The organism is Fulverythrobacter ferritrahens (genome assembly GCF_020539485.1).
Classification (GTDB): Bacteria; Pseudomonadota; Alphaproteobacteria; order Sphingomonadales; family Sphingomonadaceae; genus Andeanibacterium; species Andeanibacterium ferritrahens.
The window spans coordinates 1,679,883-1,697,765 of record NZ_JACDXU010000001.1; the positions used below are offsets into that span (position 1 = coordinate 1,679,883).

General features: G+C 59.7%; 14 protein-coding genes and 1 tRNA gene. 9 read left to right on the forward strand and 6 right to left on the reverse strand.

Annotation, left to right across the window (positions count from 1 at the left end):
- The first annotated feature begins 49 nt into the window (after window positions 1-49).
- Together H0274_RS07945 and H0274_RS07950 are read left to right on the forward strand one after the other, a co-directional pair.
- On the forward strand, window positions 50-379 hold the full coding sequence (locus H0274_RS07945) for a UrcA family protein (RefSeq protein ID WP_226794395.1): 330 nt from the start codon (window positions 50-52) through the stop codon (window positions 377-379).
- Between the two features lie 123 nt (window positions 380-502).
- Window positions 503-2,077, forward strand: a complete 1,575-nt coding sequence (locus H0274_RS07950; protein WP_226794396.1) for a tetratricopeptide repeat-containing sulfotransferase family protein — start codon at window positions 503-505, stop codon at window positions 2,075-2,077.
- An 80-nt stretch (window positions 2,078-2,157) separates the two neighbouring features.
- On the opposite strand, the gene H0274_RS07955 is transcribed toward H0274_RS07950, so the two are convergent.
- The 5 genes from H0274_RS07955 to H0274_RS07975 form a co-directional block, all read right to left on the reverse strand.
- Entirely contained in the window at window positions 2,158-4,527 is a 2,370-nt protein-coding gene (locus tag H0274_RS07955; RefSeq protein ID WP_226794397.1) for a TonB-dependent receptor, read from the reverse strand.
- Window positions 4,528-4,762: 235 nt separating this feature from the next.
- Window positions 4,763-5,728, reverse strand: coding sequence for a sterol desaturase family protein (locus H0274_RS07960; RefSeq protein WP_226794398.1), 966 nt, complete (start codon window positions 5,726-5,728; stop codon window positions 4,763-4,765).
- A gap of 325 nt (window positions 5,729-6,053) precedes the next feature.
- Window positions 6,054-6,980, reverse strand: a complete 927-nt coding sequence (locus H0274_RS07965; RefSeq protein ID WP_226794399.1) for a Vgb family protein — start codon at window positions 6,978-6,980, stop codon at window positions 6,054-6,056.
- A gap of 23 nt (window positions 6,981-7,003) precedes the next feature.
- Window positions 7,004-8,014 carry an MBL fold metallo-hydrolase gene (locus H0274_RS07970; RefSeq protein WP_226794400.1) on the reverse strand — a complete coding sequence of 337 codons (1,011 nt, stop codon included), beginning with the start codon at window positions 8,012-8,014 and terminating at the stop codon, window positions 7,004-7,006.
- Window positions 8,015-8,040: 26 nt separating this feature from the next.
- The gene (locus H0274_RS07975; RefSeq protein WP_226794401.1) at window positions 8,041-9,099 is read right to left on the reverse strand and encodes an MBL fold metallo-hydrolase; all 1,059 of its coding nucleotides are present in this window, start codon (window positions 9,097-9,099) and stop codon (window positions 8,041-8,043) included.
- Window positions 9,100-9,337: 238 nt separating this feature from the next.
- Here H0274_RS07975 and H0274_RS07980 point away from each other — a divergent pair, with 238 nt between their 5' ends.
- The 7 genes from H0274_RS07980 to uca are packed head-to-tail and all read left to right on the forward strand — an operon-like array spanning window position 9,338 to window position 17,630.
- On the forward strand, window positions 9,338-10,423 hold the full coding sequence (locus H0274_RS07980; RefSeq protein WP_226794402.1) for a putative urea ABC transporter substrate-binding protein: 1,086 nt from the start codon (window positions 9,338-9,340) through the stop codon (window positions 10,421-10,423).
- Window positions 10,424-10,453: 30 nt separating this feature from the next.
- Window positions 10,454-11,269 carry an ABC transporter permease gene (locus H0274_RS07985; protein WP_226794403.1) on the forward strand — a complete coding sequence of 272 codons (816 nt, stop codon included), beginning with the start codon at window positions 10,454-10,456 and terminating at the stop codon, window positions 11,267-11,269.
- Window positions 11,266-12,054, forward strand: a complete 789-nt coding sequence (locus tag H0274_RS07990; protein WP_226794404.1) for an ABC transporter ATP-binding protein — start codon at window positions 11,266-11,268, stop codon at window positions 12,052-12,054. The genes H0274_RS07985 and H0274_RS07990 overlap by 4 nt, the downstream gene beginning before the upstream one ends.
- A 12-nt stretch (window positions 12,055-12,066) precedes the next feature.
- A complete protein-coding gene (locus H0274_RS07995; protein WP_226794405.1) occupies window positions 12,067-12,567 on the forward strand; it encodes a CopG family ribbon-helix-helix protein in 501 nt (166 codons plus the stop codon).
- On the forward strand, window positions 12,564-13,388 hold the full coding sequence (locus tag H0274_RS08000; RefSeq protein ID WP_226794406.1) for an urea amidolyase associated protein UAAP1: 825 nt from the start codon (window positions 12,564-12,566) through the stop codon (window positions 13,386-13,388). The genes H0274_RS07995 and H0274_RS08000 overlap by 4 nt, the downstream gene beginning before the upstream one ends.
- Window positions 13,389-13,407: 19 nt before the next feature.
- Entirely contained in the window at window positions 13,408-14,043 is a 636-nt protein-coding gene (locus tag H0274_RS08005; protein WP_226794407.1) for an urea amidolyase associated protein UAAP2, read from the forward strand.
- Window positions 14,040-17,630 (forward strand): urea carboxylase, encoded by a 3,591-nt coding sequence (gene uca / locus H0274_RS08010; protein WP_226794408.1) that lies wholly within the window; start codon window positions 14,040-14,042, stop codon window positions 17,628-17,630. The genes H0274_RS08005 and uca overlap by 4 nt, the downstream gene beginning before the upstream one ends.
- Window positions 17,631-17,791: 161 nt before the next feature.
- Here uca and H0274_RS08015 read toward each other — a convergent pair.
- Window positions 17,792-17,868, reverse strand: a tRNA-Met gene (locus H0274_RS08015).
- Window positions 17,869-17,883: the final 15 nt, after the last annotated feature.

A 17,883-nucleotide genomic window follows, 5' to 3' on the forward strand; every position in this document is an offset into this window, starting at 1 on the left:
CTACCCAGCCGCCGAAGAGCGGTGACAACCTCTTTCGCAGGAGAAGATGATGAAAAAAGGCCTTTTGGTCCTGGCCGCATGCGCCATGGCCAGCTCGGCTTCGGCCGCCAACACCACCAACGATCCCTTTGTTCAGGACAAGGCAACGCTTCGCCTCGACGGGCTCGACCTGTCCACGGCTGACGGACAGCAGCGCCTCGCCATTCGCATGGATCAGGCTGCCCGCGCAGTTTGCGGCGATGGCCTGTCGAGCATTCACCTTGTCCTCGGCGCCAGCGAACGCGAATGCCGGGCCGCCGTGATTGCCGATATCCGCACCCAGATCGAGGCGCGTATCGCCGCAAACGCCCCGCAGACAAAGCTCGCTTCCAGCCGCTGAAATCTGCCCTGCCGCAAGGGCTGCCCCGGCTTGCCGGAAGCAGCACCTGCGGGCAGGAAGGGCTGCCCGGCCCTGCAAGATATTACATTTGCAAAGATAAGTAACACTCCATAAGCTCGACCGATGGATTCCATCAGGCTCGAGGCTCAGGCGAGAGCAGCGCTCAAACGCGGGAACCTGCCCGTAGCCGCCACCGCCGCGAGAGCCCTCACGCAGGACCATCCCGACGAAGCCGTCGGCTTCTTCCTGTCGGGCATCGTCGCGGCCGAAGCGAGACAGATCGCGAAGGCAATCCCGCTGATCGAAGCCGCCATAGAGCGCGAGCCGAAGGCAGAATATCTCGCTCAGCTTGCCCGGCTGCTCATCCTTCTGAGACGAGACGGCGAGGCTTCAAGGGTCGCTCGCGAGGCGCTGGAAAGGGCCCCTGCCGATGCGCGGACTTTTGATACAATCGGCTGCGTTCTTGCCCGGCTTGGGGACCATGAAGCATCGGTCAGGCCCTTCATCGCCGCCGTGGAAGCGGAGCCGGACAACCTCGATTATCGCTACAATCTGGCAGCAGCGAGCGGCTTCACCGGCCGGATTGACGAGGCGCGCGGCCATTACGAAACGATCCTGGCCACCGATCCCGGCAACGCCCGCACCCATTATGCCCTGGCCATTCTCTCTCGCCAGACCGCGCAAACGAACCATGTGTCCCGGCTTGAAACCGCCCTTGCCACCGCCGGGAAACCGGATGACGCGCTGCGTATCCGCTATGCGCTGGCGAAGGAACTGGAAGACTTAGGCGATCCGGCTGCCTTCCACCATCTCAGCCAAGCCAATGCCGCCCACAAGCGCAATATCCGTTACGATTTCGGCCAGGATTCCGCGATTTTCGACGCGATAGAAGCGCTGTTCGAGAGTGCCAAAAACAGCCCTGCCCCCGACATCGGCAACCCCGATCCCGCCCCGATCTTCGTGGTCGGGATGCCACGTACAGGGACAACGCTGGTAGACCGGATACTCTCCTCTCATCCGGAAGTCGGCTCGGCAGGAGAGCTGCAGGCGATGCCGCTGGCGGTCAAGCAGCTCACCCGCACGCCATCCCGCTTGGTGATCGATCCCGACACCATCGCAGCAAGTGCCGACATCAGCGCGGCGGCAATCGGCGATGCCTATCTTGCACGGGCAGCCCACCATCGTCCGCCGGACACGCCACGCTTCATCGACAAATTGCCGGCGAACTTCCTCTATATCGGCCACATCGCGCGTGCCCTGCCCAATGCCCGGATCGTGTGCCTGCGCCGCAATCCGATGGATACGGTGTGGGGCAACTACAAGAACCTGTTTGCCAGCCAGTCCGCCTATTACGCCTATTCCTACGACCTGATGGATACGGCACGTTATTATGCCCGCTTTGACAGGTTGATGACATTGTGGGAGCGTCATTTTCCCGGGCGGGTTCTGCAATTGTCCTACGAAGGATTGGTGGCAGACCAGGAAGGGCAAACCCGGCGCTTGCTCGATCATTGCGGTCTTGGGTGGAACCCAGCGTGCCTGGCATTCCACAAGAACAGCGCCGCAGTGGCGACGCCCAGCGCAGCGCAGGTCCGGAGGCCGTTAAACGCCGATGCCGTGGGGAAATGGCGCCTGCATGAGGAAGCACTGCGCCCAATTGCGGAATGGCTGGCAGCGCAAGGTATCGAAACGGAATAAGGCTGCTCCTCCAAAGCCTGCCCTATACGCGGTCAAGGCGCCTGCCGTTTCCGGCAAGCGCCCTTCCCGCTGTTGATCGATCAGTATTTGAAGCGCGCTTCGATGCCGAAGGTGCGTGGGCTGATTACCGTCTGCCGATAATAGCGCACGGCAATGCCATCGTTGACCCCAATCCGCGACCTGTCGTTATCGACGGACGTCACCGCATATTTGTCGAAAATATTATTCGCAAACAGGCCGATGGAGTATTTTTCGGTTTCATAGGTAAACGACGCGCGGTGCAGCGTATAGCCGGGAATCTTGTCGCCATAGGCACGATCCCACCCAAGCCTGGAAACGACATCTCCACGATAGGTCGCGGTCCAGTTGGCAACCAGATCACCATCCAGCAACGGCTTGGTGTAGGTCACTCCAAGGCTGCCCGAATTCTTGGTCGACCCGGGAAGTCGATCGCCCGCGAGCGCGTCGAGTTGATCAAACCTGTTGGAATAGTCGCCCGGCGTCTCGCGAATGGTGATGATGCCCGGCACATCCTGGGTCAGCTTGGCGTCGGTATAGGAATAGGTGCCCTGGATCGACAATTCGGGCACCGGTCGCAGCTGAAACGACGTTTCGAAGCCCTTCGACCGCGCCGTGCCGCCATTCACTGTGATCCCGGTGGCACCATTCAGAGTGGCGGACGCGACTTGCAGACCGCTCCAATCGATATGGAACACGTCGAAATTGAATGTCAGCTTGCGGTCGAACAATTGCGTGCGGAACCCGATTTCGACATTCTTCGTAGTGTCCGGCCCGTATTGGAGTTCGTTCGGCAGGGCGCAGATATTCTGGCCGGGAGGCAGCGGATCGTCGCAAGGCGCAACCGTGTTCGGGCCGCCGATACGATAGCCCTTGCTGTAAGTAGCATAGAGCATGAGATCCGGGGTGAAATTATAGGAAGTATTGAACTTCCATACCCAGCCATCCTGCGATGCGCTGCCGCCGCGCACCGTCTTGTCATAGGGACTGAGCGGCTGTCCGAGCAAAGGCAGCGTCTGCGCGCCGGCAATATCCGAGGTATATTTGAAATAACGCGCGCCAGCTGTGACCTGCCATTCAGGGGTGATCTTGAACGAGCCTTCGCCAAAGATCGCCTTCTCCGTCACTTTCGAAGTAGTGTAGGAGACATATTCGAGCGCATCAGGGTTGCTGTCTGTATCCACCCAGGGGTGACCCGGCACGTGTTCCGCATAATCGCGCTGAGACTTCTGTTCATTGTAAAATCCGCCGAGTACCCAGTTGAACGGCCCACCATGGCGCGAAACGAGGCGGATTTCCTGATTGACTTGCTTGTAATGATTCTCGCTTTCGTTCCAGCCAGAGAAGGCCGGGAAGAGCTCATAATCATAGTCCAGGTCGAGCAGCAGGTCGGTTACATCGCCCTCAGTCGTGGTACGGACATCGGTGTAGGCCGTGGTCGATACGATATCGAAGATATCGGCGACGTTGGCGTTGATTTCCATGCTGGCAAGATGCGCACTGCGATCCACCGGCTCCTTGTAACGGGCCGCATTCTCATATTTGCCTGTCCCTAGCACGCCGGCACTGTTGGACTGCGCACCGTCGGTCTTGGTTTCCTGATAGGCGTAGGTGAGGATCACCTTGAAATCTTCGCTGGTCTGGAACAGCAGCTGATTGCGCGTGCTGAAGGTTCTCTCGAAATTGAGATCCTTGAGCTTGTACAAATTGGCCGCATAGCCAGCATCGGAAACGCCATCGGGTCCGTCCGGCTGTGGCAGCGACACGCCTGGCTCCTTGATCAGCAAGGGATAGTCGATAAAGCCCGGATCGTAATAATAGCCGGTCGATGAGCGGAAGGCGATGTGGTCCGTGACAATGGGCAGGTTGATGACGCCGTCGACCTGATAGCCCAGATGACTACTGTGATCCTTGCCATAGAACCTTCCGTGGGCCTCCCCTTCAATATCAGTCAGGTTCGGGCGGTTGGGAATATAGCGAATGGCGCCGGCAAGCGTGCCGAGGCCATATAGCGTGCCCTGCGGGCCCAGCAGCGTTTCCACGCGCTCGAGGTCGAGCAGTTTGAAGTCATAGTAAAGCGGAACTTCGCCAAGATAGACGCCAAGTGCGTTATCCGTGTTGGAACCGAAGGAATCCGTATCCGATGCGCGCAGGCCGCGCAGCACGACAGTGCCGGTCGAACGCGGCCCTGTGTCGGAAATGGTCATGCCCGGAGTGAAATCTGCGAGATCGCGTACGTCATCGATCCGCTGGCGCTCGATCTCTTCCGAACTGACGGCTGAGATATTTATCGGCGTTTCCATGATCGTAGTGCTGCGGCGGGTGCCGGTCACGATGATCTCATCCCCATAAGTGCTAGCGCCAGTCTTTTCCGTTGCCGTCTCTGCTTCTTCGGCCGAGGCATGTGAGGCAAAGGCTGCCGCCGTGAACATAGTCGCTGAAAGAAGTCCCAATCGCAATTTCGCGCAATACGTCATGTCTTACCCCCAGTCTGGGTTAAAGCTTCCCGTGCCCTGGTTCGCACCAAAGCTGAATTAGGTATTGATTTTAGGACCTTGCGCTCCGCCAGCCGCCGCTTTTCGGCTTATTGGCTGACTTGCTTGCCGCTCGACTTAAAAAATCTGTCGAGTCCTGCGATCCGATGTTTCTCCTGCGGTCCGCATAAAATCAGTTCGGCGCAGATGCCGATTTCTCCCGCTTCGCCTTGATCGTGTCGATCATCGGCTGGAACGGGAACATGAACTGTTCGTAGATCGACAACCGCTTGCGATCGTCCTGGCCGACGATGGCGGATTCACCTTCGCGATAGGTGCCAAACATACGATCGAAAACGATCACCGAATTTCCGTAATTGCAGCGCGTATCTTCATAGCTGAGCGCCGTGTGATGCAGGCTGTGGTTGCGGATCGTCGTGAAGAAAAAGGAATAGGCCAAAGGCGGGTCGGAACGCACATTGGCGTGCGCAAAGCCGGCAATCACCCCGCCCATATTGACCGCACAGAACAGTGCAGCCTCGCTGAAATCGAACAGCGCAACCACGCTGAGGCTGATCAGGAAAAGCTCGATAGGATTGCCCACGAAGCCTTTCATCGCATTGAGCTGCGTGACGTGGTGGTGCGGCGCATGGGTGAGCCACAGCGGGTACCAATTGTGCATCCAGCGATGCATCCAGTACTGACCGAATTCGATCAGGAAGAGGACTATCAGAGCCTGCACCAGGAAAGGCAGTTCCGTCATCCACGGAGTGGAGATGCCAAGCGCTTCCTTGACAGAGAGCAGCGGCTCTTCCGCAAGATGCGTTGAAACCCAGGAAATCGCGGTATAGCTCAGCACGACATAGAAAACGTCTGTCGCGAACTCGCGCTTGTTCAGGCGCCAGCCTTCATGCCGCTCCAAGAACCTTTCAAGGCCTTGAATCCAGGCCATGATCGCCACGCCCGTGAGCACCAGCGTCCAGGGATATTGGACCACCGCGTCAGGCGCGAGGCCCCAGAACAGGATAACTGCGATAAGCGTCAACGGCGGGATCAGATTGACCAGCGCAGCCTTGATCCCGGTGCGTATGGGATCCCCGGCGCGCTCTATGGCTTGCAGATCTGCTGGCGAAGGAGCGCTGGACGATGGCTGGTCCATAGAAAATCTCCATATCAAACCGCCACGCGGTTCAATGTTGCAGATCCTCTCCCCATGTCATTGGCGCCACTCTTCAGGTGACAGAAGACACGGTATAGATATTACGTAATGCGTCAAGAGTATTAATTACGAGGGAGATTTAGTCGGAAAATCAGCGAAAAATTCAAGAAATACCAGCACTTTTCCCGGATTTGGTATCCCCTGAAATTAAAACGATCATGCAAGTTTTTGCACTACAGCGACTGTGGATCATCACCGCCAAGTCGGACCCGAAACTCCCGACTCGGTACCCCGCCCGGTTGACAGGCCCCGGCCGCGGACTGTCCTATTCTCCTGCTTCCGAAGAGCCGGTCCACCATGAGAGGCTGTGCAGATCATGGGCTGAAGTCCAGATGCCAGCCGGCGTGTAGCGCAGCGCCCCGCTGCCGGAGGGCTTGCCCATCCGCGCGACCACTTCCATCGCCTGCGGATCGATCACCGCGAACATCTGGTCGTCCGTCGTGCGCAGCCACACCTTGCCACCGCCGGTGTCGATATCCCCCCATTTGAGGTTCTCACCGACCTTGATCCGTCCCGTGACCTTTGCCGTTTCAGGATCGATCCGCGCGACTGTGCCGTCGCCCTGCTCCTGAATCCACACAGCCCCCTCTCCCGCCACCAGAAAGCCGGGCATCTTGCCCAGCGTGATCGTGTCGATAACCGCGCCAGTCTGGGGATCGATACGCTGGAGCGACTGGTTCCTGCCACTGGCGGCCCACACGGCGCCGAAGCCGAAGGCCAGGTAGGACGTGCCCGGCGCAACTGCGATCGTCGCCACCACGCTGTTGGTTGCCGGATCGATCTTCGAAATCGTGCCCGCCGTTTCACTCGGAGCCCAGATATAGCCCGCGCCGGCGACGATATTCAGTTCCCCGCTCGGGCCGAGGCCCACCGGAATGGTCATCACCACCGCCGTTGTCTCAGGGTCGATCCGGTACACTTCACCACCCCTGCAATTCGCCACCCAGAGCGAACCGAAGGCCAACGCCATCGTGCCGCAGGGATGAGGCATCTCAACGGCAGCGAGTTTCCCCAAGGGGGACCATTGCTCGACCCGTCCTGCATTGGTGACCCACACCGTATCACCATCGACAGCCAAAAAGTCCGCGAACCCCGGAACGCTGATCTCCTTCTCAACGAGCGTGGAAGCGCTGAGCGGCGCCGAAACGCAGATCGCGGCAGATGCCAGTGCCAGGCAGATGGATTTCTTCATGCGCTTGCTCCTGCTCTTGCGGTTCAGCTGTAACGGTAGGGGTTCTTGTCGATCGTGGTCGTCCCGCGCGTCTGGTTGCAGAGGAATACCGTGCCCGTGAAATAGATGCCCGGCTCAGTGATCGTCTTTGCGTATTCGAAGGCTTCGCGCAGTTGGGCGACAGTCATCTCCACTGGGGCCTCATCGGGCTGCCAGGTCATGCCGTAGGCATAATCCTCACCGGTGTTGCTGATCTCCACGTGGCAGCCCATCACATGGGTTACCGGATGGGTGTCGCAAAAATCGATCAAGCGCTTCATGCTGTCGAACCACGGCTGCCAGAAACTGATGTAGCAGCGCCCCCGATAAAACATGTCCCCGGTGTAGAGAATCTGGGTATAGGTATCGTAATAGGCGAATTCGGACACCACATGACCGGGCGATCCCCAGATCAGGATTTCCCGCCCGCCCAGATCCAGCGTCACCCGTTCTTCAGGGAAATTGGTCATACCCCAGAAGCCGACCATCTCCTCATGGGTCAGCCCCATATAGCGAGTGTTCGGCCGATCCGCGAACTGGTTGACCGCCGCGTAATGGTCTGCATGCAGATGGCTGAAGGCGACCAGCAACTCAAGGCTGGCAGGGTCACGGTCATTACGACGGCACCATTCCTCGATGCACTGATCGACCACCCCGCGCAGATCCCAGTCGTTACGCAGCTGGACGAAACCTTCATCCAGCAGCAGGACGCGATCATTGCCGAAATAGAGCGGGGCGAAGGGCGCCTCGTAACTGTAGGCCTTGTTCTGCCGCAGGATCGCCGTGTGCGGATTGTACCAATGGACCTGCACCGGAGGATCGGTGTTGTCCATGCAGGAGGACGATCCGCAAATCCACTTCGGCGGAAAGTTGCCCGGCGCGGGCAGATTGCTCTTGAAATCAATGGGCGCCCCACCGGTGGCAGCGGAGGCGGAATTGGCGAACGAGGCCAGCCCGGCGCCTGACAGGGGAACTGCGGCCAGGGCATTATATGCGAGGAAAGTACGACGATCCATGATGCTCTCTTCTCCCGAAAGGCGCGTCAGAAGGGGCGCGGAGCGTTGATGTTGGGCACGCCCTCGGGCCAGACCTGCGTTCGCTGATCAGGGCTGACGCCATTGAAGAGCACGAAATCCGGCCGGATGAGCATCATGTCCTTGCCCTGGACTTCCCGGCCATATTTGATGGCCTCGTCGATCAGAGCAGGCTCCATCTCCAGCAGGCGTTCATAGGGTTTGTAGGTCGCGAACCGCGCGTAATATTTGCCCGGCACGAACATCATCTCGATATGGCCGCCCAATATCCATTTGACCGGCCTCTCTGCCACGAAGGACTTGAGCCTTTCGAGCGAGGCGACGAAATCGCGGTCATTGCCGATATTGATCTTGCCGGGGAACAGCAGGTCGCCGGTGAAGAGGAAATCGCAATAGGGATCGTAGAACGTCACCCCATCCTTGTGGGTTCCCGGCGTAGGGATGACCTCGATCAGGCGATCTCCCAGATCGATCGTGCCCCTGCCCGCCGGCCAGCTGCCTGCCAACCCATAGAAACCTTTCATCGCACCAAGCGGCTTCGGCACAATCACCGTGTCCGGCCGCCCGGCGAATTGCACCAGCCCCTGGTTCTGCGCGATGTCCTCACCAGATGTCAGGGCGACGGTCAGAGGAACCCGGCTGCGTCCGCGCGCCTGCCCCCAGCGCGCGATGATCGCATCCACTGTCTTGCGTAGCGGATAATGATCGGCGTTCGCGGTGGCCCCGCTATCGATCAGCAAGGCACCCTTGTTGCCGAACAGAAGATAGGTGAACGGAGCTTCCCAATGCACGCAGACGTTCTGGCGCAGGACGAAGGTGTCCTCGTTATATTGCACCACCTGCACGCGGGGATCGCGATTTTTGGCCGCGATATTGGAGCCATATGTCCAGCGAAAGGCCAGATTACCGGCCGCGGGCCCCTCGCAGCTGTACTCGTGGACCACAGGACCTTTGCGGTGCAGCGGCACCGCGCTGTCCGTGTTGCGGGCACCCGGGGGATTAAATCCCAGATCGGGATTACCGTTGGGATATGCCCGCGCGGTGGCGGACTGGGGATTACCGGACAATGCGGGGTTATAAGTCGGGCTTTGCGGCATCGAAATCCCTCAAAACGGCTGCGGATGCAGCCTTGAACGAACCCTTCGATGCACGCCCTCCCAGACGTCGCGATCTGCCGGTCGGAAGACGATCCGGCCCGCGAGGCAATGATCATATGGATATTACAAACTATATCAATGGTAATAATTTGCCGATAGACAAGGCCCAGCTTTGCGGCAATGCTGCATGTGCGAAAGGAGTCGAATCATGCTCAAGGGAATCCGCACCGCGGGAAGAATTGCACTGATAGCTTGCGCCCTGCTGGTTGCGTCGTGCTCGCCCTCTGCGACCGAAGCACCGGAACCGAAGACCGAATTCAACATCGGCTGGTCGATTTATGCGGGCTGGATGCCCTGGCCCTATGCCCAACAATCCGGCATCGTGAAGAAGTGGGCCGACAAATACGGCCTCAAGATCAATTTCGTGCAAGTGAACGACTATGTCGAATCCGTGAACCAGTACACAGCTGGCAAGTTCGATGGTGTGACCGTCGCCAACATGGATGCGCTCACCATTCCCGCCGCCGGGGGCAAGGATACCAGCGCGATCATCGTGGGCGACTATTCCAACGGCAATGACGGCATCCTGCTCAAAGGCGGGGACAATCTCGCGGCGATCAAGGGGCGGCAGGTGAACCTCGTCGAGCTTTCCGTCTCGCACTATCTGCTCGCGCGCGGCCTTGAATCCATCAACCTGCCGATGACTGCGGTGAAGACGGTCAACACCTCTGATGCCGACATCGCCGGTGCCTTTACATCCCCGGACGTTAACGCAGCGGTTGCCTGGAACCCGCAGCTTTCGGCAATGAAGGCCACCCCGGGTGCCAAGCTGGTGTTCAGTTCCGCCGATATCCCGGGCGAGATTCTGGACCTTCTGGTCGTCGATACCGAAACGCTCAAGGCCAATCCCAACCTGGGCAAGGCCCTCGCCGGCATCTGGTATGAGACGATGGCGCTGCTGCAGCGTCAGGATGCCGAAGGAAAGGCCGCGCGGGCGGCTATGGCGAAGCTGGCCGGCGCCACTCCCGAGGAATTCGATAGCCAGTTGAGCACCACCTATCTCTACGCAGACCCGAAGGCGGCTGTGGCGGCGACATCTTCCCCCGCTCTCATCACCACGATGACCCGTGTGCGGGACTTCAGCTTTGCAAACGGGCTGTTCGGCCAGGGTGCCAAGTCTGCCGACGCAATCGGCATGTCCTTCCCCGGCGACAAGACACTGGGCGATCCGGGTCATGTCACTCTGCGCTTCGATGCAACCTTCATGCAGATGGCCGCGGATGGTAAGCTTTGAAAGGGTAGAAGCTAGCAGAAATCAGAACATATGCGCTGGGTGAACCGCCGCGTTCGGCGTGGTAACAGTATCGCATTGGGCGCGATCCCCATCGCGGCCCTGCTGTTGCTCTATCTCGTGCTCGCGGCGGGTCGCCACGCAGCCAATCCGAATGACAAGATCCTGCCCCTTCCCGGGGCTATGGCAGAGGCAATGGCAGCGCTGCTGTTCCAGCCTGACCAGCTCTCCGGGAAGCTGCTGTTCTGGGCAGATACATTCGCCAGTCTGCAGCGACTGGGACTTGGCCTCGGGATCTCCACACTTTCGGCATTGCTGGTCGGGCTGTTGCTGGGAGTGCTCCCCCCGGTGCGAGCGACGTTCGGGCCGCTGGTGACCGCAATCGCAGTTGTGCCGCCCATCGCCCTGCTGCCAATCCTGTTCATCGCCTTCGGCCTGGGGGAGACATCGAAAGTGGCCCTGATCGTTATCGGGATCGCGCCATTCATGATCAGGGACATCGCTGCCCATGTCGCTGCCCTGCCGAAGGAACAGATAGCCAAGGCCCAGACACTTGGCGCCAGCAGCTGGCAATTGATGCTGCGCGTTGCCCTGCCGCAAGCGATGCCTCGCCTGATACAGGCAGTACGTCTCTCGCTCGGCCCCGCCTGGGTGTTCCTGATCTCAGCCGAGGCAATCGCATCCGACATCGGGCTGGGTTATCGCATCTTCCTCGTTCGGCGCTATCTCTCGATGGACGTCATTCTCCCCTATGTTGCATGGATCGCCCTGCTGGCCGTGTCGATGGACTTCCTTCTGACCTGGTCCAGCCGCCGTCTGTACCCCTGGGCACACGGAGCAGGCCATTGAGCGCCCTCCTGAGCCTCCGCAACGTCTGGGTCGAATATGGCGAAAAGGTCGTTCTCGAAGACGTGAAACTCGATATCGCGGCGGGTTCCTTCGTCTCGATCATCGGGCCATCGGGTGCAGGCAAGAGCAGCCTGCTGCGCGTCATTCTCGGGCAGGAGACGCCAACTCGCGGGACAATCCTGCTGGATGACGAACCCCTGACCCCGGAATGCGGACCGGATCGCGGCGTGGTGTTTCAACGCTACTCCGTGTTTCCGCATCTCTCCGCACTGGGCAATACGGTGTTCGGCCTCGAATGCGCGCAAGCACCTTTCACTGCTCGCCTGTTCGGAAAAAAGCGCCAGGCGGCAATTGCCGAAGCGGAAGAAATGCTGGCAGCCGTGGGGCTCGGCGATAGCCTGCATCTGTATCCGGCCGAGATGTCGGGCGGCATGCAACAACGCCTCGCTATCGCCCAGGCCCTGGTCAAGCGCCCTCGCATCCTCTTGCTCGACGAGCCCTTCGGCGCTCTCGACCCGGGGATCAGAGCGGACATGCATGCGTTAATCACCCGGCTATGGCGCGACTATTCGCTCACCGTCGTCATGGTCACTCACGACATCAAGGAGGCTTTCTCACTGGGAACACGCGTACTGACACTGGATAAACGCCGCCACGATCCCCACGCCCCGCATCGCTTCGGCGCTACGGCGGTGTATGATCTGCAACTGACCAAGCCCAAGCCTGGTTGCACCGACAAGGATGATGACGGCAGTATTACGATTGACAAAATTAATAATAATTGAGAGTACAGCAGGATGAGCACGGACCCTACCAGTCTCGCCCGACTCAGCATGAGTCTGCCGGCAGAACTGTCTCGCCAATTGGACATGATGGTTGAAGAACGCGGGCTTCCTTCGCGTTCGCAGCTAATCGCAGAATTGATCCGCCATGCCTTGGCGGAGCACGAGGCATTGACCCGCCCCGAGAACATGCTCGCGGGCACAATTACCCTGGTCTATCGCGGCAATCGTGGCCGTGTGCGGCAACAGCTTGCGGAAACGCAGGTGGATTACCTGAAGGAAATAATCTCTTCGCAGCATGTCTTCCTGGAGGATGACCAGTCGCTCGAAGTCTTACTGGTGCAAGGTCCGGCCACGCGCCTGAAGGCCCTGTGCGACTCTCTGCGCGGCATTCGTGGAGTGCATCAGTTGCAGCTGGTCACCACCACTGCCCTGCTTCCGCCTCTGCATGAGCTGGACGGGCTGGACGATGCCTCTGGCAGCAAGGGTGCCGTGGAGAAGGAAGCCGCTGCATGAATGCCATTCTTGCCGATCCAATGGCCGCGCGCGACCATGCGCGCGCAATGGCCGGCACCGTGGTGGATACCATGCCGGTAATCCCCCCCGTCGCGAGTGATCTTCCGGCCGAAGTTTCGGCGGATGATCTTGTGTGGGAAGAGACGATCGCTGCGGGTGGTTATGCCACCCGCAGACTGGCCCGCGGCACGCGCCTGCGGCTGATCGATCTTGAGGGCGATGCCTGCGCATCGATGCTGATCTACAATGCCGAAATGCCGACGGAACGGCTGAACGTTGCCGACACGGTGAAGGTGCAATGGAACGCCTATCTGGGCGCAAGCAAGCTGCTGCTGTCCGACATGGGTCGCGTGCTGATGAGTATCCTGGCGGACAAAGCCGGCACCCATGATACGTTTTGTGGAACGTCAAACGCCGCGACCAATCAGGCCAAATATGGAGAAGGCCGCAACAGCGGCGCTTATCCCAACGGCCGTGATCGCCTGCTGCTCGGTTCGGCCAAGCACGGACTGCAGCGTCGCGATGTCCATCCTTGCGTCAACCTGTTCAAGGGCACGAAGATCGAGGCGGATGGTACCATCACGCCGCTGGTGGGCCCCTTCGAGGCAGGCCGCTCGATGATCCTGCGCGCGGAGATGGATGTCATCGCCGTCATCGCCAACTGCCCACACGTACTCGATCCGCGGGAGGAATGGTCCGTCACTCCACTGCGAGCGACGGCCTGGCGCGGCCCCATCACGCCGGTTGACGATCCTGTCCGCATGGCAACGCCGGAAGGCTTGCGCGCCTTTCTGAACGTCGAAGACTATTTCCGCCGCTAGGAAGGGAACACAGGCCGAAATGACCACCGATCCGGACCTCGCAGGCCTTTCCGGCACTGTCGTTCACGACGAGATTGTCCCTGCACGAGCCCCGTGGCTCCACCATGTCGCGGCCGGCCAGACCCTCCGCATCGTTGATCTCGAAGGCAACCAGGCGGTCGACTTTCTGCTATATGCCGCTGCGGACGATGCCGAACGCTACAGCGCACAGGATACCGTAGCCTCGCAGGGCAATTTGTTCCTGAAAGCGGGCACTGTCCTGCGATCGAATGAAGGACGCCCCATGATGACCATTGTGGGCACTTCCGTCGAATATCACGATACGATCGGCGGCGCCTGCTCCTGTGAATCCAATACCCTGCGCTATGGCCATCACACAAAATCTCAACATGCCTGTGTGGAGAATTTTCTCGAGGCCAACCTGCTGGAAGGTCGCGGCAAGCGCGACATGGTTTCGAACATCAATTTCTTCATGAACGTACCGGTCGAGGAAGACGGTGCATTGGGTATCGTCGACGGCATCTCCGCGCCCGGCCTCACGGTCGATCTGCGTGCGGAAATGGATGTTATCGTCGTCGTTTCCAACTGCCCGCAGATCAACAATCCCTGCAACGCCTTCAACCCCACGCCCGTTCGGATGATCGTTACGGCATGACTTTCGATACAGTACTGGTCGCAAACCGGGGTGCTATCGCTACCCGGATCATCCGCACGCTGCGCCGCATGGGTCTGCGCTCGGTAGCAGTCTATTCAGAGGCGGATGTCGGTTCGCTTCACGTCTCGCAGGCGGATGTTGCGGCCTGCATCGGCCCTGCCCCCGCGGCGGAGAGCTATCTCAACATTGCCGCAATCCTCAAGGCGGCGAAGGACACTGGCGCGGGTGCGATTCATCCCGGCTACGGCTTCCTGGCTGAGAACACCGATTTCGCGGAAGCCTGCGCTGCTGCCGGGATCGTATTTATCGGTCCCACTTCAGAAAATATCCGAACCTTCGGCCTGAAGCACAGCGCCCGCGCCCTCGCGGCCGCGCATGGCGTGCCGTTGGCGCCCGGGACCGGCCTGCTGACGGATGAGGAGGAAGCGGCTCAAGCTGCTTGCGAAATCGGCTTCCCCGTCGTCCTGAAGGCGACGGCAGGCGGCGGCGGGATCGGCATGCGCATTTGCGAAAATGAAGCCGCGGTGCGCGAGGGTTTTGCCGCCGTTGCGCGTTTGGGCGAAGGAAATTTCGGCGATGCCGGTGTATTTCTGGAACGCTACATCGGCCGCGCGCGACACATTGAAGTACAGATTTTCGGCGACGGCGAAGGCCGCGTCATGCCTCTCGGCGAGCGAGACTGTTCACTACAGCGCCGCAACCAGAAAGTGGTGGAAGAGGCCCCTGCGCCGCTGCTGTCTGATGCCAAGCGAGGCGAACTGATCGATGCGGCCGTCCGATTGGGTGAGGCTGCGCACTATCGCTCCGCGGGGACAGTCGAATTCCTGTTTGATGCCGACCGCCAGGAATTCTTCTTCCTCGAAATGAACACCCGCCTGCAGGTCGAACATGGCGTCACCGAAGAGGTAATGGGCGTTGATCTGGTCGAATGGATGATCCGCGGCGCAGCGGGGGATTTTGACTTCCTCGATAGCGAGCCTCCAACGCCTCGGGGCCATTCGGTGCAGGTTCGCCTTTATGCCGAAGATCCTGCGCTCGACTATCGCCCGACGGTCGGCACCCTTACCGCCGTCCACTTCCCACCGAATATTCGCGCGGAAAGCTGGTGCATGGCAGGCAGCACCGTCAGCGCCTGGTATGATCCGATGTTGGCGAAGCTAATCGTCCACGCCTCTTCGCGTGACGCAGCCATATCTGCAATGCAGGCCGCTCTCGACGAAAGCCGTGTCGACGGCATTGAGACCAATCTGCGCTGGCTGCGGAACGTGGTCCGCAACGATAAATTCGCGAGTGGTGAAGTTTCTACCCGCCTGCTCGAAGTTGTCTCCTATAATCCCCGAAGCATTCGCGTGATCAGCGGCGGCACGGCCACCACCGTGCAGGACTGGCCGGGACGACAGGGTCTTTGGGCCATTGGCGTTCCGCCATCCGGCCCGATGGATGATCGTTCCTTCCGGATCGGGAACCGCGTTCTTGGCAATCCTGAAGGCACGGCGGGCCTCGAAGTCACGGCCAGCGGGCCGACCCTGATGTTCAATGCCCCCGCACGCATCTGTATAACCGGTGCCGATTTCGGCGCCACTCTGGATGGCGTGTCGATTGAACGCGGCGTCGCGATCGACATAGCCGCTGGGCAGGCACTCACCCTTGGAAGGGCGACAGGCGGGGGGATACGCGGCTATATCCTCGTTGCCGGCGGGTTGGACATTGCCCCCTATCTCGATAGCCGCAGCACCTTTGAATTGGGTCAGTTCGGCGGTCACGCCGCGCGGAGGCTACTTGCCGGCGACACGCTACACCTTGGCGCAGTAGATGCGGTAACGCCTGTTTTGCCGACACCCGCACCGGCTTTCGGCGAAACCTGGATTTTGCGCGTCCTCTATGGTCCGCACGGCGCACCCGAGTTCTTCACCGAAAGCGATATTACCTCCATCCTATCTGCTGAATGGCAGGTACACTACAACAGCAATCGCACGGGCGTTCGCCTGATCGGGCCGAAGCCTGAATGGGCGCGAAAGGATGGCGGGGAAGCGGGGCTACATCCCTCCAACATTCACGATAATCCCTATGCGGTCGGCGCCGTGGATTTCACCGGTGACATGCCCATCATCCTGGGGCCCGACGGCCCCTCCCTGGGCGGATTCGTCTGCCCGTTTACGGTGATCGCTGCGGATCGCTGGAAAATCGGACAACTTTCACCCGATGACCGCCTGCGATTTATCCCCGTAACAGTCGAAGACGCCGCAGCAGCCGATCTCGCGCCACCAGAATTTCCGGCCGGAGACATCGCCGCCCGTGATATAGCGACGCTATCCGCTATCCTCGCCGACATACCCGCTCAAGATGCACGGCCGCGCACTGTCTATCGCCAACAGGGTGACCGTAACATCCTGGTCGAATATGGGCCGATCGTCCTCGATATCGAACTTCGTATTCGCGTTCATGCATTGATGGCTGAGCTGGAGCGAATGAAGCTGCCTGGCGTAATTGACATCGTGCCCGGTATTCGCTCACTTCAGCTGCACTTTGATGGACGGGTGTTGAACCAGCGCGGTGCACTGGCAGCACTCATGCAGGCGGAAGAAGCCTTGGGCGATCTGGAAGATTTCTCGGCACCCTCCCGCATTGTCCACTTGCCGCTGAGTTGGCGCGATCCCGCCACAATCGAAACGATCGAAAAATATATGGGCGCAGTGCGCGACGATGCGCCATGGTGCCCTGACAATATCGAATTCATTCGGCGCATTAACGGCCTGCCCGATGCAGACGCGGTAGAAAAGCTGATCTTCGATGCAAGCTATCTCGTACTTGGCCTGGGAGACGTTTATCTCGGTGCCCCGGTAGCTACGCCAGTCGATCCCCGACATCGGCTCGTCACCACCAAGTACAATCCGGCGCGCACATGGACTCCCCAAAATGTCGTTGGCATCGGCGGCGCTTATATGTGCATCTATGGAATGGAAGGCCCCGGCGGATATCAGCTGTTCGGACGCACCATCCAGGTGTGGAACACGCACCGTCAGACCGATGCCTTTGTCGATGGGAAGCCTTGGCTGCTACGCTTCTTTGACCAGATCCGCTTCTTCAAAGTGAGCGCTGAAGAGTTGGCCGAGTGGCGAAGGGATTTCCCCAACGGCCGCCGCTCCATTCATGTGGAAGAGTCCGAGTTCCGCCTGGCCGATTATAGAGCCTTTCTTGCCGAGAACGCCGCATCGATTACGTCTTTCGAAGCGCAACGTCAGGCCGCTTTCGACGAAGAACGCACCCACTGGGAACGGTCCGGGGAATTCGACCGGATCACGAACCTGACCGAAGGCAACGACGCGGGTTCTATCGACAACGAAACGATCGAAGTGCCTGAAGGAGCCGATCTGATCGAGGCCCCGTTCGGAGGCAGCGTCTGGAAGCTGATGGTGGCTCCAGGAGATATTGTGGAGACCGGTGATATCATCGCCGTAATCGAGACGATGAAGATGGAATGCCCTTTGGAGAGCCCCGGCACCGGTACAATTGCCGCGCTTTATATGCAGGAACGACAATCCTTGCAGCCGGGGAGTCCCTTGCTAGCGCTTAGGCGTCACGGATAACGGGAGTGTCATCAGTACGGCCGGGGCCTTGCGCCAAACTGATCCTCGCCAGTAGGCAATAGGATTACCGGGAAGGCAGTAAGCCCTCCCCTCGCCCCATCTTCAATCAACGCGATCCGTCTGCGCTGCCCGAGCGGCTGTGTTTGGGTGTTTCAGGGTTTTGGTTGCGGGGGCAGGATTTGAACCTGCGACCTTCAGGTTATGAGCCTGACGAGCTACCGGACTGCTCCACCCCGCGTCACCGAAGCGCGTA

What these genes read in the sequence shown, in the direction of transcription:
- uca (WP_226794408.1), top strand. Translation starts at nt 14,040, where the DNA reads ATGACTTTCGATACAGTACTGGTCGCAAACCGGGGTGCTATCGCTACC.
- H0274_RS07950 (WP_226794396.1), top strand. Translation starts at nt 503, where the DNA reads ATGGATTCCATCAGGCTCGAGGCTCAGGCGAGAGCAGCGCTCAAACGC.
- H0274_RS07970 (WP_226794400.1), bottom strand. Translation starts at nt 8,014, where the DNA reads ATGGATCGTCGTACTTTCCTCGCATATAATGCCCTGGCCGCAGTTCCC.
- H0274_RS08000 (WP_226794406.1), top strand. Translation starts at nt 12,564, where the DNA reads ATGAATGCCATTCTTGCCGATCCAATGGCCGCGCGCGACCATGCGCGC.
- H0274_RS07965 (WP_226794399.1), bottom strand. Translation starts at nt 6,980, where the DNA reads ATGAAGAAATCCATCTGCCTGGCACTGGCATCTGCCGCGATCTGCGTT.
- H0274_RS07945 (WP_226794395.1), top strand. Translation starts at nt 50, where the DNA reads ATGAAAAAAGGCCTTTTGGTCCTGGCCGCATGCGCCATGGCCAGCTCG.
- H0274_RS07980 (WP_226794402.1), top strand. Translation starts at nt 9,338, where the DNA reads ATGCTCAAGGGAATCCGCACCGCGGGAAGAATTGCACTGATAGCTTGC.
- H0274_RS08005 (WP_226794407.1), top strand. Translation starts at nt 13,408, where the DNA reads ATGACCACCGATCCGGACCTCGCAGGCCTTTCCGGCACTGTCGTTCAC.
- H0274_RS07995 (WP_226794405.1), top strand. Translation starts at nt 12,067, where the DNA reads ATGAGCACGGACCCTACCAGTCTCGCCCGACTCAGCATGAGTCTGCCG.
- H0274_RS07960 (WP_226794398.1), bottom strand. Translation starts at nt 5,728, where the DNA reads ATGGACCAGCCATCGTCCAGCGCTCCTTCGCCAGCAGATCTGCAAGCC.
- H0274_RS07985 (WP_226794403.1), top strand. Translation starts at nt 10,454, where the DNA reads ATGCGCTGGGTGAACCGCCGCGTTCGGCGTGGTAACAGTATCGCATTG.
- H0274_RS07955 (WP_226794397.1), bottom strand. Translation starts at nt 4,527, where the DNA reads ATGTTCACGGCGGCAGCCTTTGCCTCACATGCCTCGGCCGAAGAAGCA.